The organism is Microbacterium rhizomatis (assembly GCF_008710745.1).
In the GTDB taxonomy this organism is placed as follows: domain Bacteria; phylum Actinomycetota; class Actinomycetes; order Actinomycetales; family Microbacteriaceae; genus Microbacterium; species Microbacterium rhizomatis.
In genome coordinates this window covers 60,247-79,674 of the sequence record NZ_VYSA01000004.1, presented here as the reverse complement: position 1 = coordinate 79,674, position 19,428 = coordinate 60,247, and the positions used below count along the sequence as shown (strand labels likewise).

17 protein-coding genes are annotated in these 19,428 nt (G+C 63.3%); 15 read left to right on the top strand and 2 right to left on the bottom strand.

The window, feature by feature from the left end:
- The first annotated feature begins 67 nt into the window (after positions 1-67).
- From F6B43_RS16245 to F6B43_RS16210, 8 genes are all read left to right on the top strand, one after another.
- Positions 68-2,587, top strand: coding sequence for an ATP-binding cassette domain-containing protein (locus F6B43_RS16245; protein WP_150450055.1), 2,520 nt, complete (start codon positions 68-70; stop codon positions 2,585-2,587).
- A gap of 20 nt (positions 2,588-2,607) precedes the next feature.
- Positions 2,608-3,585 carry an ABC transporter permease gene (locus F6B43_RS16240; RefSeq protein ID WP_170285700.1) on the top strand — a complete coding sequence of 326 codons (978 nt, stop codon included), beginning with the start codon at positions 2,608-2,610 and terminating at the stop codon, positions 3,583-3,585.
- Positions 3,586-3,663: 78 nt separating this feature from the next.
- Positions 3,664-5,367, top strand: a complete 1,704-nt coding sequence (locus F6B43_RS16235) for a class I adenylate-forming enzyme family protein (protein ID WP_170285699.1) — start codon at positions 3,664-3,666, stop codon at positions 5,365-5,367.
- 5 nt (positions 5,368-5,372) lie between these two features.
- On the top strand, positions 5,373-5,987 hold the full coding sequence (locus tag F6B43_RS16230; protein WP_150450052.1) for a nuclear transport factor 2 family protein: 615 nt from the start codon (positions 5,373-5,375) through the stop codon (positions 5,985-5,987).
- A gap of 49 nt (positions 5,988-6,036) precedes the next feature.
- On the top strand, positions 6,037-7,023 hold the full coding sequence (locus F6B43_RS16225) for a cyclase family protein (protein ID WP_150450051.1): 987 nt from the start codon (positions 6,037-6,039) through the stop codon (positions 7,021-7,023).
- Positions 7,024-7,195: 172 nt separating this feature from the next.
- Positions 7,196-8,851, top strand: coding sequence for an FAD-dependent oxidoreductase (locus F6B43_RS16220; protein WP_150450050.1), 1,656 nt, complete (start codon positions 7,196-7,198; stop codon positions 8,849-8,851).
- Complete coding sequence (locus F6B43_RS16215; RefSeq protein WP_150450049.1) at positions 8,848-9,741, top strand: coniferyl-alcohol dehydrogenase; 894 nt, start codon at positions 8,848-8,850, stop codon at positions 9,739-9,741. The genes F6B43_RS16220 and F6B43_RS16215 overlap by 4 nt, the downstream gene beginning before the upstream one ends.
- Before the next feature lie 2 nt (positions 9,742-9,743).
- Entirely contained in the window at positions 9,744-11,513 is a 1,770-nt protein-coding gene (locus tag F6B43_RS16210) for a flavin-containing monooxygenase (RefSeq protein ID WP_150450048.1), read from the top strand.
- Positions 11,514-11,596: 83 nt separating this feature from the next.
- Here F6B43_RS16210 and F6B43_RS16205 read toward each other — a convergent pair whose 3' ends face one another.
- Together F6B43_RS16205 and F6B43_RS16200 are read right to left on the bottom strand one after the other, a co-directional pair.
- A complete protein-coding gene (locus tag F6B43_RS16205) occupies positions 11,597-12,037 on the bottom strand; it encodes a MaoC family dehydratase (protein ID WP_150450047.1) in 441 nt (146 codons plus the stop codon).
- A 7-nt stretch (positions 12,038-12,044) separates the two neighbouring features.
- Positions 12,045-12,557 carry an FAS1-like dehydratase domain-containing protein gene (locus F6B43_RS16200; protein ID WP_150450046.1) on the bottom strand — a complete coding sequence of 171 codons (513 nt, stop codon included), beginning with the start codon at positions 12,555-12,557 and terminating at the stop codon, positions 12,045-12,047.
- A 194-nt stretch (positions 12,558-12,751) separates the two neighbouring features.
- On the opposite strand from F6B43_RS16200, the gene F6B43_RS16195 reads away from it, so the two are divergent.
- The 7 genes from F6B43_RS16195 to F6B43_RS16165 all read left to right on the top strand — a co-directional run bounded on the left by F6B43_RS16195 (position 12,752) and on the right by F6B43_RS16165 (position 19,428).
- A complete protein-coding gene (locus tag F6B43_RS16195; RefSeq protein WP_150450045.1) occupies positions 12,752-13,417 on the top strand; it encodes a TetR/AcrR family transcriptional regulator in 666 nt (221 codons plus the stop codon).
- Positions 13,418-13,553: 136 nt separating this feature from the next.
- The gene (locus F6B43_RS16190) at positions 13,554-14,720 is read left to right on the top strand and encodes an acetyl-CoA C-acetyltransferase (RefSeq protein ID WP_150450044.1); all 1,167 of its coding nucleotides are present in this window, start codon (positions 13,554-13,556) and stop codon (positions 14,718-14,720) included.
- Between the two features lie 32 nt (positions 14,721-14,752).
- The gene (locus tag F6B43_RS16185) at positions 14,753-15,652 is read left to right on the top strand and encodes an SDR family NAD(P)-dependent oxidoreductase (protein ID WP_150450043.1); all 900 of its coding nucleotides are present in this window, start codon (positions 14,753-14,755) and stop codon (positions 15,650-15,652) included.
- Between the two features lie 113 nt (positions 15,653-15,765).
- Positions 15,766-16,926 (top strand): acyl-CoA dehydrogenase family protein, encoded by a 1,161-nt coding sequence (locus F6B43_RS16180; protein ID WP_150450042.1) that lies wholly within the window; start codon positions 15,766-15,768, stop codon positions 16,924-16,926.
- Positions 16,923-17,687, top strand: coding sequence for an SDR family NAD(P)-dependent oxidoreductase (locus tag F6B43_RS16175; protein ID WP_170285698.1), 765 nt, complete (start codon positions 16,923-16,925; stop codon positions 17,685-17,687). The genes F6B43_RS16180 and F6B43_RS16175 overlap by 4 nt, the downstream gene beginning before the upstream one ends.
- Positions 17,684-18,517, top strand: coding sequence for an SDR family NAD(P)-dependent oxidoreductase (locus tag F6B43_RS16170; RefSeq protein ID WP_150450040.1), 834 nt, complete (start codon positions 17,684-17,686; stop codon positions 18,515-18,517). The genes F6B43_RS16175 and F6B43_RS16170 overlap by 4 nt, the downstream gene beginning before the upstream one ends.
- The gene (locus F6B43_RS16165; RefSeq protein WP_150450039.1) at positions 18,514-19,428 is read left to right on the top strand and encodes a CoA transferase subunit A; all 915 of its coding nucleotides are present in this window, start codon (positions 18,514-18,516) and stop codon (positions 19,426-19,428) included. The genes F6B43_RS16170 and F6B43_RS16165 overlap by 4 nt, the downstream gene beginning before the upstream one ends.

The following is a 19,428-nucleotide window of genomic DNA, read 5'->3' as shown; positions in this document are numbered from 1 at the left end:
CGCAGACCTCAAGCCCAGGAACGCCTCCGCACCCATCGAACGACGCGTCACGGGAGACCAGCACACCATGAGTGATAGCCAGACTGACAACGGCTCGCTCGACATGCCATCCACTCTGCTCGAACTGGTAGATGTCACGAAAGTGTTCCCAGGCGTTCGAGCACTCGACAACGTGTCGATCGAAGTTCGTCCTGGCGAGGTTCACGCCCTGATTGGCGAGAATGGAGCGGGCAAGTCGACGCTCATGGCTGTCGCGGCCGGAGAACTCCGACCTGAGCAGGGGCGCATCCTCGTCGCTGGCGATGAGGTGACCGAGATGAGCCCATTGGTCGCCCGCGACCTCGGGATCGTGGTGGTGCATCAGGAACCGGCACTTGTCCCGGCACTCTCCGTCGCAGAGAACATTCTTCTCGCTACCCCGGCTCAATCCCGGCCCTCGTGGACAGCGGTCGCAGAGTGGAGTGCCGGCATTCTCGAGCCATGGGTAGGGTCTGCGATCTCACCCCATGACCTGGTGGAGGATCTCCCGCCGGATCGTCGTTGCCTGGTGGAGATCGCCCGAGCCTTCGCGTCCCAGCCCCAAGTCCTTGTCCTCGACGAACCCACCGAGCACCTTGACGCCATCGGCACCACACGACTGTTCGCGGGCATCCGCGCCCTGGTCGCCAGCGGTAGCTCCGTCGTCTACATCTCGCATCGCATTGGGGATGTGCGAGAGATCTCCGACCGCATCAGCGTCATGCGTGATGGAGTGTGCGAGGGAACGTTCATAACCACGGACCTCACTACGGATGAGATCGTCCGACTCGTCGTCGGTCGCGAGCTGAGTTCGAGTGGTGAGGATAAGTCTCTGGGCGTCCGATCCTCCGACGCGGACGATGAGCGGCCGTTCCGACTGGAAGTGAGCAAGCTTGAGAACGCCGCGCTCACGAACGTCAGCTTCAAGGTGCGTGCCGGCGAGATAGTGGGACTCGCCGGCATCGATGGTCATGGCCAGCGGGAGATCCTTGCTGCCCTGGCCGGGCTTCAGGGTGCCAAGGGCAGCGTCACGATCGATGGCAGATCGCTGAGGCTCGGTGGTACCGCCAGTGCGGCACGTGCAGGAGTGCGACTCATCCCAGGCGACCGACGCAATGAAGGCATCGTCCGCGGGTTGAGCGTGCGAGAGAACCTCACGCTCTCCGGCCCACCTGCCTTCTGGCGGACGTTCGTCGACCGCGGAGCGGAGGCGCGCATAGTTTCTCGGGCTTGGCGCGACCTGAGGATAAAGGCGACGAGCCCCGAGACGCCTATTGAGACACTCTCGGGGGGCAATCAGCAGAAGGTCGTGTTCGGTCGGACGCTTGAGCAGTCGCCACGAGTTCTTCTCGCCGACGAGCCCACCCAGGGTGTCGATATCGGCGCACGGCAGGACGTGTACGCGCTGCTTCACGGAGCTGCACGCGATGGTGCAGCAGTCCTCGTCGCGTCGACCGACCTCGAGGAGCTCGCTCAACTCGCGGATCGCATTCTGGTGCTGTCCAGGGGCCATGTCGTCGCCGAACTCTCCGGCACCGATGTTGACCCGGAGAAGATCGCAGCGGCGGTGCTGTCGGCTGCATCCGAGCGCACAGTCAGGGCAACAGGGCGTACATCAGTATGGTCGCGCATCTCTCGGCACGAGTACGCAGCGAGCTTTGGACTCATCATCGCCATCGCTGCGCTGACCATCTTCACGCAGAGCTCGAACGATAGATTCCTGTCCGAGCGGAGCATCGCGAGCATACTGACGCTGTTCGCAGCACTGTGCCTTGTGGCGCTCGGTCAGCAGGTGGTCATGCTCGTCGGCGGCTTCGACCTGTCGGTAGGTCCCCTCATGGGATTCCTTCTTGTCGTGGGCACCTTTGTGCTGAACAGTGAAACCGACGGCATCGGGGTGCTGTTCGGGGTTGGAGTGGTCGCATTGGCCGCCTTGGCGGTCGGGGCGACGAACGCGTTCCTTACTCTGCGTGTGGGCCTTCAGCCGGTCATCGCCACTCTTGTGACGTTCATAGGACTTCAGGGGATTTCGCTGCTTCTGCGACCGACGGTCGAGGGCGATATCAACCCGATCGTCACCGACATCGTGAAGTGGAAGATCGGGTTCGCGCCCGTCGCCGCGATAGTCGCGGTCATCCTTGCGGTTGCACTCCAGGTCTCTTTGAAGCGAACGATTCTCGGAGTCTCCGCGCGAGCTGTCGGGTCGGACGATCACTCTGCTCTTCGACTTGGGGTGCGACCTCGACGCGTACGGCTACTGGCATACCTCCTCAGCGCACTGCTCACGATGCTCGCTGCCTACATGCTCATGGCGCAGGTCGGGACCGGAGACCCCACGGCGGGAATCAACTACACCTTGACATCCATCACCGCCGTCGTCCTTGGGGGCGCAAGCATCTTCGGAGGTAGGGCTTCCTTCGTGGGAGCGGCTCTGGGGGCGCTGCTAATCCAGACCGTCAACTCGTCGATCGCATTCCTTCGCCTAGGTGACGCGTGGCAGTACTACCTGATCGGGGCGACCACGCTGCTTGCAGCCGGACTCTTCAGCCGCGCGAGGACGACAGCATGAGGGGGGAGCAACGAGTGCCAGTGGTTGACGCAGAGCAGATCGCCCCGCCCACCCTTGCGGCCACACGCGCACTCACGAGAGGCGCTCTTCCTGGTCTGCTGGCGACAATGCTCGTCCTCGTGGTGGCATGCCTCATCTGGGCACCAAGCGTCGTCCAACCCAGCTCGCTTCTCACGCTCGCGCCGGTCTGGGCGGTCCTCGCTCTCGTCTCGATCGGCCAGATGCTGGTGATTCAGCAGCGCGGCATCGATCTCAGCGTGCCAGGGAACGTCGCCCTCGCCGCCGCGCTCGTCACGAACCTCTCCGATGGCTCCGACGAAATGCTCCCGCTCGCCGCCGTTTGCGCGCTGGCCGCGGGGACAGCGATGGGTTGCATCATCGGCCTCGCGGTGACGTGGCTGAAGATCACGCCGATCATCGTGAGTCTGGCCGCGAACGCGCTGGCTCTCGGTGCGTTCTTCACGGTCACTGCGGGACGCAATACCGCAGCCCCGGATGCGCTCGCGGACTTCGCGGTCGCGCGCACGCTCGGGATCCCGAACCTGCTGCTCGTACTCGCCATCCCGATCGCGGCGGTGTTCGTCTACCTTCGGTTCACGGTCGGCGGGCGCTGGTTCGTCGCCACCGGCGCGTCTCCTCGAGCCACGAAGGTCTCCGGCATTCCGACCTCCAGGTACATCTTCGGCGCGTACGTCGCGGCGGGATTCTGCTTCGCTCTGGCCGGCGTTGCACTGGTGGGCTACCTCCGTACTCCGGGAGTCGGGATCGGCAACACGTATCTCTTCTCCTCGGTCGCCGCCGTCGTCGTCGGAGGCACGTCACTCAGCGGCGGCAAGGGATCAGTCATAGGCACGGTCGTTGCGGCTGCGTTTCTCACACTGTTGGTCCAGTTCCTCTATGCCATCGGCGCCCCCTCGTCCATGCAGCTAATCGTCCAGGCTTTGGCTATCGCCATTGCCGCCGCGTTGGTGTCATTCCAACTTAAGATCAAAAAATGACTAGCGGGTGGATAAATGAATCATGATAAGATTTGCGTGACGGATGCATGGTATCCATCGAAGGACGAAGGAGTCGTGATGCCCGGGATCGCTGCGCCCTGGTACGCGCTGTATCCCGAAGGCGTCGAGCACGGGCTGCGGACCGGCATCCGAAACGCGATGGAGCTCTTCCAGGCCAGCCTTCGGAGCAACCCTGATGCCGAAGCGATCTCGTACTTCGATGGCACGCTCACCTACAAGTCCTTAGACGATGAAGCCCGAGCGTTGGCCGCTGCACTCTCACAACGTGGACTCGTGCACGGAGACCGACTCGGCATCTGCCTCCAGAACACTCCTCATTTCGTGATCGCCGTCCTTGCTGCTTGGTACCTGGGGATGGCGGTCGTTCCGATCAACCCGATGTACCGCGTAGATGAACTCGCATTCGTCGTGGACGACGCCGGACTGGCGGTGCTGATTGTCGAGACCGGGAGCGGAGAAGACATTGCCGCCGAGGTCCTGGAGCTCCGCCCTCACGTCCTCGCGTTTGCCGCTTCGCCGGATGACTACCAGCGCAGAGCCGACGACCGAGTGCTGCCGTCAGTTCCCGGACCCGGTGTGTTGCCTTCGCTGGGGCGAGAGATCGAGACTCATCGGAAAGCGAGTTTCGCGCGGGCCGAGATTCAGCCATCTGACGTGGCATTCATCACCTACACGTCCGGCACGACGGGGCGTGCAAAGGGGGCGGTGAACCATCACGCGGCTGCTGCGTACGCGGGGGACACATACCGGAACTGGGTTCCACTCGTGTCGACCGACCGCATCTTGGGTCTCGCTCCGATGAGCGGGACCACCGGACTCATCACGGGCCTCGTCGCCACCCTCGCTGCCGGCGCCTGCTATGTCCTTCACTATCGCTTCCAGCACGGAGTCATCCGAGACGCGATCATCGAGCATCGTCCCACATTCGTCGTCGCCCCACCGACCCTGTACATCGCTCTACTGGATGACCCGCTCCTCACACCTGAGGACCTCTCGTCGCTCACGAAGACCTACTGTGGCGGCGCCCCCGTACCCCCCACGCTGGTCAGTCGATGGCGGGAGAGGTTCGGCGGCGAGATTCGCACGGCGTACGGACTCACCGAAGCAACGGGCCCGACACATCTTGCACCCGTCGGCGCCAGTATCCCGGTCGACCCCGAGACCGGCGCGCTCGCGATCGGTGTGCCGGTGCCTGGAACCGATGCCCGCATCGTCGATACCACGGGCGCGGACGTCCAGGTCGGAGAGCTGGGGGAACTGGTCATCCGCGGCCCGCAGGTGGTCAGAGGCTACTGGAGAAACGAAGACGCGACTGAAGCGGCGTTCGTGGACGGGTGGCTGCGCACCGGCGATCTCGTCAGGATGAGCAGCATCGGATGGTTCTTCCTCGTCGACCGGATCAAGGACATCATCATCGCTTCCGGCTGGAACGTCGTGCCGCGCGAAGTTGAAGACGTGCTCTACCAGCATCCGGATGTTCGCGAAGTCGCCGTCGTTGGGATTCCGCATCCCTATCGCGGCGAAACAGTCCGCGCGTACGTGAGCACGCGCTCCGACGTGCCCAGTGTCACCGTCGCAGAACTCACGAGCTTCGTGCGCGAGCGACTGGCGGTCTACAAATGCCCGACGGAAATCGAGTTCGTCACTGAGCTGCCGAAATCGAACAACGGGAAGATCCTGAAGCGTCGTCTGCGTGACGACGCCATGTCATCTGTCCGTGAGAACCCACTCGCGGATGCTCAGCGGCACGAAAGGAACTGATACCGATGGGATTTGAAGAGGATCTGCGCAGCTGGTCAGAGGGCTTCTGGACTCCGGCCAACACCCAGGCTCACGCCGACATCAAGGCTCTCGACGTCGGCACAACGCTCGAAGACCGCGTTCAGCGACTCGAGGACGATCTCGAGATCAAGGCAGTACTGCGCCGATATCACAATACGTACGACGCGCACGACATCGAAGGCGCGCTGGACTGCTTCACCGACGACGCAGTCCAGATCAACGGCAGAGGCACCTTCATCGGCCGGGACTCTCTTCGAGCGAGTTACGAATACCTCGTCGGCGGTCAGAAGATGATCATGCACTACGCGACGGGGCTCTACGTGACGTATGAATCCGACGATCGCGACACGGCGTTGCTGACATGTCGGCTGCTCGCCTACTTCGTGCCTTGGGAGGGCGAGCCGAGCATGCACGGAGGCACCTACGTCAATCGCATGAAGAAGGTCGACGGGCGCTGGCTGATCGCTGAGCAGCGGATCACCTTCAATTTCCAGTTCGACATCACGCTCAGCCCGCGAGAGCTCGGAACGGATCTTCCCGAGCCCGACTTCCCACTTAGCCAATTCGACCTCGTCGACCCGCGCTACCTCTACGCGTGACGGAAACCAGACCGCGTCCGCAGCGTCGCACGATCAACAGGGAGATGAAATGGCTACTCTTGAAGACTTCCATACCCTCGCGCAGGAAGTTCGCAACTGGGGCAGATGGGGCGACGATGACGAACTCGGCACACTGAACTTCATCACACCGGAAATCGTCCGCGATGCGGCGAAGCTCGTCCGCACAGGCAAGCAATTCGCTCTCGGTATCGACTTCAGCTCGGGTGGCCCCCAAGGCGCCTTCGAGTTCCGCACCAACCCGATCCACACCATGACGGTGGACGGGGGAGACGCGGAGACGCTGCTGCAGTACACCCAGGACTGGCCCAGGAACACGATGGCGACCCAGCTCGCTGAGCTGTTTCCCGGGCCATTCCGCTTCAACGACGACATGATCGTGATGCCCTTGCAAGCGGCGACGCAGTGGGACGCGCTATCGCACGTCTACTACGACGAGAAGCTCTACAACGGCTTTCCGGCTGATTCCGTCACTAGCCGAGGTGCGTTCTATTGCGGGATCGACAAGGTCGATGTCAAGGGAATCACCTCACGAGGAATCCTCCTCGATGCAGTCGCACATCGAAGGAAAGAACGGTTCGTGCCGCTCGGCGATCCGATTCTCCCGCACGAGCTCGACGAGATGGCCGATGCGCAGGGAGTCGAAGTGCGTTCGGGAGACATCATTCTGCTGAACACCGGCTGGGCGGGGGAGTACAAGCGAACGCGAGACAGGTCGTTCTTCACGGCTGGGCTCGACTGGACTTGCGCGAGATGGCTGCACGAGCACGAGATTGCGGCCATTGCCGCGGACCATCTGCAAGTCGAGGACATTCAGGTGGCGGTCGAAGGGACCATCTGTCCGATGCACATGCTCTGCTTGAGGGACATGGGCCTGATGCTCGGCGAGTACTGGGACCTCGAAGCCCTCTCTGCCGACTGCGCCGACGATGGTGTCTATGAGTTCATGCTCGTCGCACCGCCCCTCCGGGTCACGGGCGCAGTCGGGTCGCCGATCAATCCAATCGCGATCAAATAGAGCATGAGACGAACCCCTTCATTCGTCCGGCTCGTCGCCGCGGTGCGGACAGGGATCCGGCGTACCCATCTTTCAATTTGTTGACTCACGCGTTGACTGTTGAAACCTGAGTAAGAGTATGAAATAAAAGTCTTGGGGCCGACCACGGCTCAAACCCGCAAAGGAGCAGGCCATGGACCGCACCGTCGAGGTCGGTTGGGACCGCGAAGCCGACATAGTCGTCGTGGGCTCCGGAGGTGCCGGCCTGGCCGCTGCCCTCACCGCCGCTAGCCTCGGCGCCACTGTCGAACTGCTCGAAAAGGCCGACAGCGTAGGTGGCACAACTGCGGTGTCGGGTGGAGTCATCTGGGTTCCCGCCCACGACCGGGAGCCTGATCTCGATCTGCCTGTCGAGGACGCACTGGCCTATCTGCGTGCACAATCGCTCGGCCAGATGGACGACGTCCTCGTCGGCACCTTCGTTCGCCGCGCACCAGAGGCCATGCGCTACCTCGAGGCGCACTCGCCGCTTCGGCTCGCGGTGGCCGAGGGGTTCCCTGACTACAAGCCGGAACTCCCTGGCGGCAAACCGGGTGGCGGACGATCGCTGCGATCGGTGCCGTTCGACCTCACCGCACTCGACGGTTGGGCCGACAGCGTCACCAGCTTTCCGGCCGACTGGAGCAACGTGGGCTTCGACGCCGAGACCCGCGCTCGCTACAGCTCAGAAGATGATGTTCCGCCCGACGGCCGCGTGGTCGTGGGCGGCGCCGCCCTGGTTGCCGCCCTGCTCCGAGGTCTGCTCGACATGGGTGTTGAGCCGCAAGTGAGCGCGCGCGTGGTCGAGCTCGTCGAGGTGGACGGCGCCATTGTCGGCGTCGTGGTCAGCGCCGGCGGACGGGACGAGCGCGTGCGAGCGCGCCGGGGGGTCATCCTCGCTTCGGGTGGTTTCGAGTGGGATGCCGGCCTCGTTCGAGCGTTCCTGCGCGGCCCTATGCGCGGCCCCGTCTCTCCACCGCTCAACACGGGGGATGGCCTGCGGATGGCAATGCAGCAGGGCGCTGCGCTCGGAAACATGGGCGAGGCCTGGTGGGTGCCCGTCGTGCAGATCCCCGGCGACGAGTTCGGCGGCCACCAGCGCAGCCGCAGCATCCGGCTTGAGCGCACCCGGCCACGCAGTATCGTCGTCAACCGCCTGGGTCGCCGCTTCATGAACGAGGCAGGGGATTACAACTCGATGGGTGGTCCCTTCCACGTCCTCGATCCGGTCCATGGATACGTCAACGATCCAGGCTGGCTGGTATTCGACCACGAGCACCTTGTGAAGTACGGAAGTTTCGGGTATCACGCCGGTGAGAGACTCCCGGACTGGATGCACGCGAGCGACAGCCTTCAAGACTTGGCGGTCAAGATCGGCGTAGAGCCGAACGGACTACTCCGGACGGTGGAGGAATGGAACGCTCAGGCAGTCGCGGGCGCTGATCCTCAGTTCGGTCGCGGCTCCAGCGCGTATGACGGATGGTGGGGCGACCGTTCCGCCCCGACGACGGCCGGGCAGACTCTCGGCCCGCTCGAGAGTGCTCCCTTCTACGCAGTTCGGCTCACCATCGGATCGATGGGCACCAAGGGCGGCCCGCAGACTGATGAACATGGGCGCGTGCAGCGAATCGACGGAGGTCCTCTGCCGGGCCTCTACGCCGCAGGGAATGTCATGGCCGGCGTGACCGGCAAGGCGTACGGGGGCGCAGGCGGAACCATCGGACCCGGCCTGACTTGGGGCTACATCGCGGCGATGGATGCTCTCCGTGGTGACGACGCTGGGCGTCGGGTTGATGAGACGATCCGATGACTGCGTCGAGCCGAGCGGGTTCCGGTTTCAGCTACGCCGGGAGAAAGGTTGCCGTCACGGGTTGTTCATCGGGGATCGGTCAGGCTCTCGCGGTGGTCCTCCGCGACAGAGGCGCCACAGTGATCGGTCTGGATCGTAACCCGCCGGCGACAGGCGCCGTCAACGAGTTCATCGAGATCGATCTGGCCGACCAGAGGTCGACGAGACATGGGGCTGAAGTGCTGACGCAGCACGGCGTAGATCGACTGTTCAACGTCGCCGGCGTGACAGGTGCTCTGCCCCCTGCGTCCGTGATTTCTATCAACTTCCTCGGGATGCGTGAACTGACCGAGATCGTCGTCGCGGGAATGCGGCCGGGCGGTGCCGTCGTAACGACAGCCTCAACAGCCGCGTCGCGTTTCGCCTCGAGGCGCGAACTGCTCGCGGGCCTTCTCGCGAGTGATGGTCGTGCCGAGGGACTGGCGTGGTGTGATCGCAACGCGGCGCGGCTCGGCAGCGGGTATGCCTTATCGAAGGACGCCGTCGTGTGGTACACGATTGAGCGTGCCGTCCGCCTCGCTGCCCGAGGAGTCCGCATCAACTGCGTTGCGCCAGGAGTCACGGACACGCCTATCCTGGCCGCCACGCGAGCAGCGCGTGGCGACGCCTTCCTCGAGTCGATTCCACTCCCGCTCGGCCGCCCGGCGCTCCCACAGGAGCAGGCGACCGTGATGGCTTTCGCGGGCAGCGACGATGCGGCCTATCTGACGGGACAGGTCCTGTGGGTCGACGGAGGCTACATGGCTGGAGTCGCAGCCGGTCAGATCGAGGACCGCACCGGCGCGATCGCCGAGGCCACGCCACCGGCCGATCAACCTCTGGCAACGAATCATCACCGATCGAAGGGATAGAAATGACAACTGCAACACTGCTCGAAGAGGAGCTGACCGCCGTCCAGTTGGGGGCGAGCTGGCTCGAAGATCTGACGCACTTTCTCGAAGAGGGCGTCGGAGCCGAAGACGTCATCGGAGAGAACGCGACCTGGCGCGACGTCCTCGCGTTGAGCTGGGAGTTTACGAATTACGTCGGCCGCGACGCGATCGTCGATGGGCTGGCGGCGTTGAGATCGACCGCTCGACCGAGGAACATCGCCATCACAAAGCGCCAGCTGCCTCAGAGCTTCTTCGGCGGCGTACTCGTGTTCTTCGACTTCGAGACCCAGGACCGTGTCGCGCGCGGGTATGCGCGACTCGATGAGAATGAGGATGGCGTCTGGCGTGCGAGCACTGTCCTGACGCAGGCCGAGGATCTCATCGACCATCCGAAGGCAACCGGACGGAATCGTGTCCAGGGCAAAGTGCATGGCTATGTTCCGGGGCGCACACGTTGGAGCGCTGATCGGACGGAGGAGAGTGCATTCAGCAGCACTGATCCATCCGTCGTCGTCGTCGGCGCGGGCCACAACGGGCTGTCCGTCGCTGCTCAACTGAAGGTGCTCGGGGTTCCCACGTTGGTCATCGATAAGGTCGCGCGCGTGGGCGACACTTGGCGGACCCGCTACCAGTCGCTGGCCTTGCACAGCCTGATGAACGCCGACCATTTGGCCTACTACCCGTTCCCTCCCTCCTGGACGGAGCACACGCCGAAGGACAAGTTCGCCGACCATCTGGAGTCGTACGCGAACGCGATGGACCTCGCCGTCTGGCCGGGGACGTCAATCGTGGACATCGCCTTCGATGAGCCGAAGCAGCGCTGGAACCTTCGACTGCGTCGACCGGATGGAACCCTGCGAACCCTCCACCCGCGGCATGTCGTGTTCGCCACCGGGCTGAACGGAAAGCCTAGGATCCCCCACGTAGACAAGCTCGAATCCTTCACGGGTGTCGTGGAGCACTCAGGGGAGTTTCAGGGCGGCGCTGATTTCGAAGGCAAGAAGGTGATCGTCGTCGGCTCAGGCGTCAGCGGGCACGAGATCGCGCACGACCTTCACGAGCATGGCGCCGAGGTCACCATGCTGCAGCGCAGCGCTACCTACGTGATCAACTTCACGACCTTCACCGAGCTGTGGTACGGCATCTTCGGTCCGGACAGCGAAATCCCCATCGAGTTCGCCGACATGGTGTTCCACTCGATGCCTCTGCAGACAACGTGGGACCTCAATAAGTCGCTCGTCGCTCAAGCCAAGGAGATCGACAAGGAACTTCTGGACGGGCTGGAGGCTCATGGCTTCAAGCTGGAATGGGGCCCTGACGGGACGGGGCTCATCGGCAAGCACCTCTTCGAAGGGCGCGACAGCTACCAAATCAACTGCGGAGCGTCGGAGCTGATCGCCGATGGGTCGATCGCCGTACAGAATGGCGTCACCATCGCATCAGCCAAGCGGCGGAGCATCGTGCTATCAGACGGGACCGAACTCGATGCCGACGCGATCATCTTCGCGACGGGTTACGAACCGCTGTTCGACAGCATCAAGACCCTCCTGGGCGCGTCCGCGGAGAAGGTCACGAAGGTGTACGGCCTCGCCGAGGACGGTGAGTACAGCGAGACTTGGCGCCGTTCCGGACAGCCGGGTCTCTGGTTCGCTACCGGTTTCGTCGCGATTGCCCGCTACTACTCGCATGCCCTTGCGCTCCAGATCAGAGCGATCGAGCTCGGACTCATCCCGTTCGATCCCGCCAAGTGAGGGATGCCGTGGGTTCTCGCGGCTCTGCTCGAGAACCCACGGCGCATCGCCTAGAGCCAAGGCCGATCGCCATGACGCGGTGATTAATCTCGGGACGACCCAGATGCCGGCACTGTGACGGTGGCCGACCCAACAGTGAGCACGATGTCGTCCTCGTCTGAGATCGTGAGGTCAAGGTCGATCTCGTCCTTCGCAGCGCTCGATCTCACCCCCGCGACGCTGGCGGCTACAGTCACTGTGCCCGCGAACATCGGCTTGAGAAAGCGCGCAGTCAGGCGAGAAATCTGACCCGATTCATTGAGCCAATCTCTGAGCAGGGTGTGAAGGTATGAGATCTGCAGATTTCCCTGACCGAACGCTGCCGACATCCCGGCGACCTGCGCGGCTCGGTCATCCATGTGCATGGGCATGAATTCGTCATTGATCGCCGCGTAGCGATTCCACTCGGCGAGCCCGGTACTGCGCCGCATCGGACCGATCCGCGTGCCCACGCTCACCGCGTCGAAATGACCTCCGCTGGTCATCGGCTGCTCAGTACCTAACGATCTCGCGTACGACCGACTTGACGAACTCTCCGCGCTGATTGATCCAGCGGTCCTCGAGGGTGGTCGTCAACAAGAGTCCCCTTCGGCTCTCACGCTCCGAGTAGCCTCGCAGGGAAGACTGACTCGCGATCGAGTCGCCTTCGCATATCGGGACGCCGTAGGAGACCGAGTAAGCGCCGAACAGCCCCGTGGACATCGCGGGCGGAGAGATTCCCAGTAGCCTCTCCTGGCAATCAGCTGCGATCATCTCGTCCTCCCGCAATCCGAACTCCTCTGGATCGGGAGATCGTGATGCTACTGCCCAGGCGAACGGATTGAACTCTTCTGGCGCTACCAGCTTCTCGACGGTTCGACTCAGGAACCGAGCCGGAGGACCGTCCGGCCAGTGAACGGCGATCGCCCAACGGCGTATGTCGGACGCGGAGACGGGATAGCTCTGGTCCCGCAGGTAGACGGAGCCGATCGCCGCAGCCATTTCCGCGCTCACCGCACTCGTCACCAGCCAACCTAACGTCGTGTTCGTATTCTGACTTGCCAGTAGTATGGAGCACGCTAAACATCGCTGTCCACTCGCGATGCCCGGCCGGTCAATTCCCGTCCCGGCGTGCGGTATTCGAATCACCGGATGGCTCACGGTAGGCTGTCCACACGATCATCGGAGTCGTAAGGGCTCCTCGACGAGATGAGTAGCACATGGCGGAGTCGAGCGTCCCTACGCTGTGGTCGGGGGCCCCGGACAGCACCTCAGTCAACCGGCAGCAGCGACGTCGGGGGCGCAAGCTCAGCGACATGATGTCCTACACCGCGCAGGTGATCTCGGAGAACGGCTATCACATGGCCAGCCTCGACGAGATCGCGGAACGTATGGACCTCTCCAAGGCCTCGATCTACCACTACTTCGACGGCAAAGAGGCGCTCGTCACGGCGACCCTCGAATCCTGCGCGAGTTATGTCCAGCAGAGGCTCCAGGAAGCAGCCGCATCTGACGGAACTCCGACAGAACGACTGGCGCAGCTCATTCGCACCCAAGTGAACCTCATCGCCGTGGAGGCCGTCGAGGTCGCAAGGCTCTTCGTTCAGCCGCTTGATTGGCCGCCGGCCATCGCCGAAACGGTGCTGCAGGCACAGCGCGATCACGGCAAAATCTTCCGCGATGTCATCCACGAGGGAGTGGTCGCGGGAGAGTTCCAGGTCGCTGACGAGCGGATCGCACGAATGGCTCTGCAAGGTGGAATGAACCTCGTACCAACCTGGTACAGCGACAAGCTGGGCGGCAAGCGCGGTGCTGTCGTCGTTGAAGACATAACATCCACGCTGATGCGCCTGGTACTTCCGATTACATCGCCGATACAGGCCTGACCGCCACGAGGGTCGCATCACTCCGCTCGTGCTCCGTTGGAGGTCGGGCTGTATTCGGTGCGCGCTCCGAGCAGTGACCCAATGGTAGAGTACCGACTCAGCAGTCAGTTCTGTAATCTGCGCTGAGGAGGACGACGTGGAGCTTCGATCGCGTGAGGCGTACCTCATCGATGGAGTACGCACTGCCGTGGGGAAGCGGGGTGGCGCGCTCGCACAGACGCACTCCGCTGATGTTGGCGGACATGTCCTGTCCGCCCTCGTCGAACGCACCGGCATCGACCCACGGGCCGTCGACGACGTGATCTTCGGTTGCCTCGATCCGATCGGGTCTCAGGCGGCGAACGTCGCACGGACAAGCTGGCTTGCTGCGGGTCTTCCGGAGAGCGTGCCGGGAGTCACCCTCGATCGTCAATGCGGATCGTCTCAACAGGCCGTCCACTTCGCTGCCCAAGCCGTCCTCAGCGGTACCGCGGACCTGGTCGTCGCGGGCGGAACCCAGAACATGAGCACGGTGCCGATGATGGCCTCCTCCTACCTGGGTGAGCAATTCGGACATCCTGACGCTCTCTCGACGAGCGATGGATGGCAGCGGCGCTACGGGAACCAGGAGATCTCGCAGTTTCGGGCCGCGGAGATGATCGCTCAGAAATGGGACATCTCCCGGACAACGATGGAGGAGTACGCGCTGGAAAGCCACGCCCGCGCCATCCGTGCAATCGACGGAGGGCGATTCAGCTCGCAGATCGTCGCATACGGATCTTTCGATACTGATGAAGGGCCTCGTCGGGACACCACTCTCGAGAAGATGGCCGCCCTGCAGCCGCTTCGCGACGGAGGAACTGTGACGGCAGCCGTATCCAGTCAGATCTCCGACGCCGCAGCCGCGATCCTCATTGCGGCACCATCCGGCGTCGAGCGACACGATCTCAAACCGCGGGCGAAGATCAGGCAGCTCACGGTCCTCGCGGATGACCCGGTCATGATGCTCACCGCACCCATTGCCGCGACCGCGCGTGCTCTCGAGCGGGCGGGGCTGGATGTGACGGACATCGACCTCTTCGAGGCCAACGAGGCGTTCGCACCCGTCGTGATCGCTTGGATGCGCGAACTGCAAATCCCGCACGACAAGGTGAATGTCAATGGCGGGGCAATCGCTCTCGGACACCCGTTGGGGGCAACCGGTGCGCGCATCATCATCGACCTGCTGGAGGAACTCGAACGCGCAGACCTCCGGTTCGGACTTGTGACGATGTGTCAGGGCGGCGGCCAGGCGAACGTCACGATCATCGAACGCACCGAGTAATCCCCTGTCACGCGGAGTATTAGGAGGCAACGGTGGGCGTACGGTTCGAAGGTCAAGTCGTGGTGATCACGGGGTCCGGCGCAGGGCTTGGCAGAAGCTATGCACTCGAATTCGCCAGCCGCGGAGCGGCGGTGGTGGTGAACGATCCAGGCTCCGCCGTCGACGGCAGCGACGGCGAGCCCGCGGTTGCCGACCAGGTCGTTGAGCTCATCCGATCGCTCGGCGGCAAGGCCGTGGCGTCGTACGAGTCAGTCGTCACAGAGGCTGGCGCGGACGCCATCGTCGAGACGGCTGTGAATGAGTTCGGCCGTCTCGATGCGCTGGTGAACAACGCGGGGATTCTCCGCGATCGAGCGCTCCACAACATGACGACGGACGAATGGCAGGGGGTCGTCGACGTTCACCTCGGAGGAGCGTTTCACATGACGCGCGCGGCGCTGAAGATCATGCGACCTCAGGGCTACGGGCGGGTCGTCTATGCGACCTCGAACGCCGGCCTGTTCGGAAACTTCGGCCAGTCGAACTACGCCGCCGCCAAAGCGGGATTGCTCGGACTTTCACGAGTGCTCGCGATCGAAGGCGAACGGTATGGCATAGCGTCAAATGTCGTTGCGCCGGTCGCGCGCACGCGCATGACGGAGGATGTGCTCGGAGAGTTTGTGCAGCGGCTCGGACCGGAATCCGTCGTTCCGATGGTGGTGTTCCTGGCCAGCAAGGAGTGTGACCGAACGGGCCGCGTGTACTCGGCAGCTGGGGGACGGTACTCCGAGGTGATCACAGGTCTCACCACCGGATGGGTGGCGTCAACGGCCGCACCGGGACCCGAGGACATCGCAGCCAACCTCCCTTCGATCGAGGACAACCAGGGGTACTTGTTGCCGCGGTCTGTTTTCGACGAGCTGGCGCAGATCAAGGCGGCACTGGCTCTCTGAGTTCACATATGACCAGAAGTACAGTTGTTGACTCATGAGTTGACAAAGGGCGAGCACGATGGAAGAGTCGACATACGCTCTAGCCATATGGGCGTCGTGACGAGGAGGCAAGGGTGCCGCTGACCGACTCGCTATGGACCGCCGAACAGGCCGACATGGCGTCTGCGCTTGATGAGCTGTGCGGTGCCTTGATCGATGACGAGTATCTCAAGCGGGTTGACGCCGAAGCCGCGTACCCGGAGAGGGTCATGTCGGCACTGCGCGAACAGGGATGGGCCACCATGGTCGTACCCGAGGAGCACGGTGGCTCCGCGGCCAGCGTCAGCGACATCGCAGTCGTACTGGAGACTCTCGCCGAGCACAGCCTCGTCGTAGCGCAGGCGTTCTTCTCGATGTGGCTGCTCGGCGGATTCGCGATCGCCGAACATGGCACCACAAGTCAAAAGGAGCGCTGGCTACGCGGAATAGCGCAAGATGGCTCCCTCGTCGCCTTCGCACTCACGGAGCCCGACTCCGGATCCGACGCCGCCGCGCTCGTGACCAAGGCGACGAAAGTCCAAGGCGGTTGGTCGGTCACCGGCCAGAAGGTGTTCATCACCGGTGCCGCGATCGCGGACGTGATCATCACGGCCGTGCGCACATCGACGGGCTCCGGCAAGCGGGAGGGCATCACAACTCTCCTCGTGGATCCAACAGCTGATGGGGTCGAGATTCGGAAGCTCTCCAAGATGGGCTTGAGGGGAATAGATCTCTCAGAAGTGTTCCTTCAGTCGGTCTTCGTGCCCGACGACGACGTGCTGGGTGAACTGGACAGTGGCTGGAATGTGGTTCTCGACGGGCTCGCCATTGAACGAGTCTGTCTTGCCGCAATCAGTGTCGGCGCACATGCTGACATCCTTCGCCGCTGCACCGACTACGCCCTGGCGCGACGTTCATTCGGCAAGTCCCTCGCGAGTCACCAGTTGGTGGCCGAGAAGCTCGTCGATATACGCGTAGCGCTGGACGCCGGACGCGCGCTCGTCCAGCGCGCGGCAGCACTCGTGGATGCCGGCGACTCAGGGGCCGCGATCGCGGGATCGATAGCAAAGCTCCACGCGACGACTTCCTACGTCAGTGCGGCGCGCGAGGGCGTCCAGATCTTCGGGGGATACGGGTTCACGGACGAATTCGCCGTCTCGCGCCACTACCGGGACTGCAAGTACCTGGAAATCGGAGGCGGATCCTCGGAGATTCAGAAGATCATCATCGCTCGTTCGATGGGGGCAAGACTGTGAGCCTTCCGGAGCAGTTCAGTCTTAGCGGCCGCACGGCCATCGTCACGGGAGGGGGCCGAGGGCTCGGAGCTGCGGCTGCTGCCGCGCTCGCTGAAGCGGGTGCGATCGTCGTCCTCGCGGGTCGGTCCGAGTCCGCGCTCGCCGCAGTCGTCGAACAGATCGAGACGTCCGGCGGCACCGCCCTGGCCCGCGTCGCCGATGTCGCACAGGAATCGGAAGTCGAGGGACTATTCGACTGGATCCAGTCCGAGCGCGGTCCCGTCGACGTACTCGTCAACAATGCCGCCATCGCCGATCAGGCTGCGCTCTCGGATGTCTCCGTCGAGCGGTGGGACGCAGTCATCGCGACCAATCTTCGAGGCGTCTTCCTGACTTCGCGAGCACTCATTCGCCAATCACATCCTGGGCAGCGAACGATCATAAACATCTCCTCGCTCGCCGCAACAGCGGGGGTTCGGAATCAGGCTGCGTACAGCGCGAGCAAAGGCGCAGTCGAGAGCCTTACTCGTGCGCTCGCTGTCGAACTCGCGCCACAGCACGTTCGCGTCAACGCAATAGCTCCGGGGTACTTCAACACCGACATGCCTGCAGAAGTGCTCACGCATGAGTCCGCGCGGGAGGCGCTTCTCCGACGTGTGCCACAGAGGCGTGTTCCAGAGCCCGAGGAGATCGGGTCAACCGTCGTCTACCTCGCCGCAGGCGCGTCGGCGTTTCTCACCGGGAACGTCATCCATCTCGATGGGGGATACACAGCCCAATGACTAGATTCACCGGCCGTACGGCCATTGTGACCGGTGCTGCCGGCGACATCGGGCAGACCACCGCGATCCGACTCGTCTCGGAAGGCGCGACGGTCGCGCTGGTCGATCGCAAAGCCGAGTTCCTCGACGAGACGATTCGGCTCTGCCACGAGGCCAGCGGCCAGGCAGTCCTCTCGGTCGCTATCGATCAGACGGACCGCGATGCGGTTGAGAGTGGCGTGTTGAAGATCGTCGCAGAGCTCGGCGCAGTGGATGCGCTTTTCGCCAACGCCGGATATGGGAAGTTCGCGACCTTCCTCGAGCAGCCGCTCAGCGAATGGAGCCGGCACGTCGACGTCAACCTCACCGGAACGTTCAACATCTGTCAGGTCGTTGCACGCGCAATGGTGGAGCGCGCTATGGGCGGAGCGATCGTGATCAATGCCTCCTCTGGCGCTATCCAGCACACCGACCTCCTGTCGGCCTACTGCGCCACCAAGTCGGGCCTGCGGATGCTCGCCAGCGGCATGGCGTCCGAGCTGGGCAATCACCGGATCCGCGTCAACAGTGTCATGCCCGGAGTGGTCGAGACGGCGATGACGGGTCCGATGCTGTCCGGCGACGATGGTGATGCGTTCCGGGCAGCGCTGCTGTCAGACACACCGGTTGGGAGGCTGGGAAGACCCGAGGACATCGCAGCACTCGTCACTTTTCTCCTCTCCGATGACGCTTCATTCATCACCGGAGCAGCCATCGCGATCGATGGTGGTCAGACGATCCACGGGCATCCGCGGTGGTACTTCACCGACCATCGTCGAGCGCACGAGGATGTCTGGAGCCCTGGGCGATGAGCGATGTGAATGTCGTGCATGAGCGGAAGAGTCGCATCCTGAGTGTGGCCGATGCGGCAGCCAGCGTTGCGGACGGCATGACCGTCGGAGTCGGCGGTTTCATCAACTCCGGTCATCCGATGAGCCTGGTACGACAGCTCATCCTCGACGGTCGACGCCAGCTCAGAGTGGTCGGCGCCGCATCCTCGGGCCTGGAGGTCGACCTCCTTATCGCTGCCGGATGTGTATCGGAGGTCGTATCCCCCTATGTCGGGGCGGAGGGGTTGGCGGGAATCGGACCGGCGTTCCGCAAGTCGGCTCAGGAGGGCCTCATCCGAGTGTTCGAACTCGACGAGGCGCACTTCTACGCGGGCTTGCGCGCGTCAGCCCAGCGCCTCCCTTTCAACCCTTGGCGTGCGGGAGTCGGAACGGACTTTCCGAGAGTCAATCCAGCGCTCAAGGAGTTCCGCGACCCCATCAATTCTGAGCTTCTGCTGGCGATCCCGGCCATTGAGATCGATGTCGCCCTGCTGCATGCATCTGTCAGCGACGCCTACGGAAATGTCCAGCACAACGGCACGCGCTACGGCGACACGGCGATCCACGCGGCATCCAGCAAGACATTCGTGTCGGTGGAGAACGTCGTATCGACCGAACAGATCCGGGCGAATCCTCTGGCGACCTCGATCGGGGGCGCGACCGGGATCGTCCGCGCGCCATACGGCGCGCACCCCTATTCGGCCGACGGCCACTACGGCCCGGACACTGAGCACATCGGCGAGTACCTGGGAGCTGCGACCAGCTGGCTCAAGACCGGCGAGCGCCGCGACCTCGACAGCTACCTCGAGACCTATGTGTTCACTGCGCCCACGCATTCGGAATACCTATCCCGTGTAGGCATCGAACGCCTCCTGACACTCCACGAGTACTGA

Bases quoted from the DNA above. Each gene is read 5' to 3' on its own strand.
- F6B43_RS16215 (WP_150450049.1), top strand. From the start codon at position 8,848: ATGACTGCGTCGAGCCGAGCGGGTTCCGGTTTCAGCTACGCCGGGAGA.
- F6B43_RS16210 (WP_150450048.1), top strand. From the start codon at position 9,744: ATGACAACTGCAACACTGCTCGAAGAGGAGCTGACCGCCGTCCAGTTG.
- F6B43_RS16205 (WP_150450047.1), bottom strand. From the start codon at position 12,037: ATGACCAGCGGAGGTCATTTCGACGCGGTGAGCGTGGGCACGCGGATC.
- F6B43_RS16235 (WP_170285699.1), top strand. From the start codon at position 3,664: ATGCCCGGGATCGCTGCGCCCTGGTACGCGCTGTATCCCGAAGGCGTC.
- F6B43_RS16170 (WP_150450040.1), top strand. From the start codon at position 17,684: ATGACTAGATTCACCGGCCGTACGGCCATTGTGACCGGTGCTGCCGGC.
- F6B43_RS16245 (WP_150450055.1), top strand. From the start codon at position 68: ATGAGTGATAGCCAGACTGACAACGGCTCGCTCGACATGCCATCCACT.
- F6B43_RS16220 (WP_150450050.1), top strand. From the start codon at position 7,196: ATGGACCGCACCGTCGAGGTCGGTTGGGACCGCGAAGCCGACATAGTC.
- F6B43_RS16225 (WP_150450051.1), top strand. From the start codon at position 6,037: ATGGCTACTCTTGAAGACTTCCATACCCTCGCGCAGGAAGTTCGCAAC.
- F6B43_RS16195 (WP_150450045.1), top strand. From the start codon at position 12,752: ATGGCGGAGTCGAGCGTCCCTACGCTGTGGTCGGGGGCCCCGGACAGC.
- F6B43_RS16230 (WP_150450052.1), top strand. From the start codon at position 5,373: ATGGGATTTGAAGAGGATCTGCGCAGCTGGTCAGAGGGCTTCTGGACT.
- F6B43_RS16165 (WP_150450039.1), top strand. From the start codon at position 18,514: ATGAGCGATGTGAATGTCGTGCATGAGCGGAAGAGTCGCATCCTGAGT.